The 554-nt window shown below is 44.6% G+C and carries 1 pseudogene; it reads left to right on the plus strand.

What is annotated here, in order from left to right:
• Positions 1–554: pseudogene (locus tag DXA93_RS18855) on the plus strand (IS200/IS605 family accessory protein TnpB-related protein); the annotation flags it as partial.

The following is a 554-nucleotide window of genomic DNA, read 5'->3' on the forward strand; positions in this document are numbered from 1 at the left end:
AAAACTGTACGATGGCCATGACTGGAAATGGTTTGCTGTGCGGCTGAAACATACGGATATGGAATATTTAAGAAAACACTGGTCGGGCAAAAAAGCTTCGGCGCCAACGTTGGAGAAAAAGCACGACAAATATTTCCTGCGTTTTACGTATGCGGAAGAGGTATCTTTAAACCGGACACCTGTCAAAGAACAAACGATCTGCAGTGTGGATCTCGGCATCAATACGGATGCAGTCTGTACCATCATGCGTCCAGACGGAACTATCCTGGGAAGAAAGTTTATTAACTTTTCCAGTGACAAAGACCGGATGTACCGTGCGCTGGGACGGATCCGAAGATTTCAGCGGGAACATGGATCGCGTCAGGCGCAGGGAAGATGGGCATATGCAAAACGTCTGAATACAGAGCTTGGCAGAAAAATTGCAAAGGAAATCGTTTTTTATGCATCAGAAAAGAAGGCAGATGTGATTGTTTTCGAATATCTGGAAATGAAAGGAAAACTTTCCGGGAAGAAAAAGCAGAAACTGCAGATGTGGAGAAAACGTGATATCCAGA

It is taken from the genome of Blautia sp. OF09-25XD (assembly GCF_003482095.1).
Classification (GTDB): Bacteria; Bacillota; Clostridia; order Lachnospirales; family Lachnospiraceae; genus Fusicatenibacter; species Fusicatenibacter saccharivorans.